The organism is Leptospira ognonensis (assembly GCF_004770745.1).
Classification (GTDB): domain Bacteria; phylum Spirochaetota; class Leptospiria; order Leptospirales; family Leptospiraceae; genus Leptospira_A; species Leptospira_A ognonensis.
This window is the reverse complement of sequence record NZ_RQGD01000038.1, coordinates 1-1,276: the sequence shown is the minus strand read 5'-3', so window position 1 is coordinate 1,276 and position 1,276 is coordinate 1. Positions and strand designations below refer to the sequence as shown.

2 protein-coding genes are annotated in these 1,276 nt (G+C 35.9%); both read right to left on the bottom strand.

From position 1 onward, the window contains the following. Positions 1-111: 111 nt before the first annotated feature. Positions 112-579, bottom strand: a complete 468-nt coding sequence (locus EHQ58_RS14835) for a TIR domain-containing protein (protein WP_135624695.1) — start codon at positions 577-579, stop codon at positions 112-114. Further along, a complete protein-coding gene (locus tag EHQ58_RS14830) occupies positions 580-1,080 on the bottom strand; it encodes a restriction endonuclease (protein WP_135624694.1) in 501 nt (166 codons plus the stop codon). Positions 1,081-1,276 lie beyond the last annotated feature (196 nt).

Sequence of the window (1,276 nt, the reverse complement as noted above, 5' to 3'; positions counted from 1 at the left end):
CGCAAGAAGCGTGACGGAGGACAATGTGCCTTTAGGCCGAGCGAGGGCGATAGTCCCGAGCGGAGCGTGTCAGCCGCTGTTATGCGTCGTTCTTGTTTTTATATTTTTTATTTAATCATCATCCGATAACAATTTTATTAATGCAATAGCAGCAATGCCGCCAAGAATCCACGCTAATGCATTTGAATCATTTTTTTCAGAATTTACTGAACTTGTTCGGTTTGCCTGGATTTGGCTAATTGATTTTGATGGATTAGTTCGATCAAACCGAATTATGTTTGGCCAGTTATTAAATTGGTCAGGAAGTTTAAAGGAATTTTCTATCAACGCAATAGTAGGTATTTTAGATTTTATTGCATTATTCCATTCTTTACTAACTTTTTCATTTTGATTTCCACTTTTAGTCAAGAGGGCAATGAATAAGCTAGCATTCATCGATTGAAAGTTATTAAATGGAGCGATATTTGAAGTTTCATAACTTGTTAGAACTTCCATGTTTTGTTTTTTCAAATGAGTTACTAACATTGGAATGACGTATAGGTTAGAATTGTTTAGAGAATATGATAGAAAAACTTTCATTTATAATAGCGATTCCTTTTTGTTCAAGAAGTGTGAAAATTTTGGAAAAAATTGATTAATAACATCTGGATGTAAATGTAACCTTTGAATTAATTCGCTTCCATCCCACACTATGTATTTGTATTTATTCCTACAGTTTAGGTCTAGCCTGCTGAACATTTCTTTGAGCTTACTTGTTGGTCGCTCTTTTAAAACTAATAAATAACCATGTGCGGAATAAGAATGTATTAAAGTTGGTATATTCACATCAGAAATTTGACTAGGTGAAAGAGAATTTTTATGAAATTTACATTGAATTATCCAAGTTCTTTCTACTATTGATAATCCATCATTAATTTCCAACTTGATTAGAATATCTCTGCCACCGTCTGGTCCAATGCCGCTTAGATTAACATCTCTAACATTAATGTAAGAGAATTTTTTCTGAAAATCACGAAAATATGCCGCGACTAATTCTTCAAATTGATTTGGCTTTTTTATTTCAGATAACGATAGTTTCATAATTATTTTGGATATTCTTATTTAAAATTTTCAAGAATGACGCATAACGAACTAGGCTACACGACGTTGTCCGTAGCTGAGCCTGCTGTGCAGGCGTTAGCGTCGGCGCGCCTTCTTGCGACGCAAGAAGCGTGACGGAGGACAATGTGCCTTTAGGCCGAGCGAGGGCGTAAGTCCCGAGCGGAGCGTGTCAGCC

What these genes read in the sequence shown, in the direction of transcription:
- EHQ58_RS14830 (WP_135624694.1), bottom strand. Translation starts at nt 1,080, where the DNA reads ATGAAACTATCGTTATCTGAAATAAAAAAGCCAAATCAATTTGAAGAA.
- EHQ58_RS14835 (WP_135624695.1), bottom strand. Translation starts at nt 579, where the DNA reads ATGAAAGTTTTTCTATCATATTCTCTAAACAATTCTAACCTATACGTC.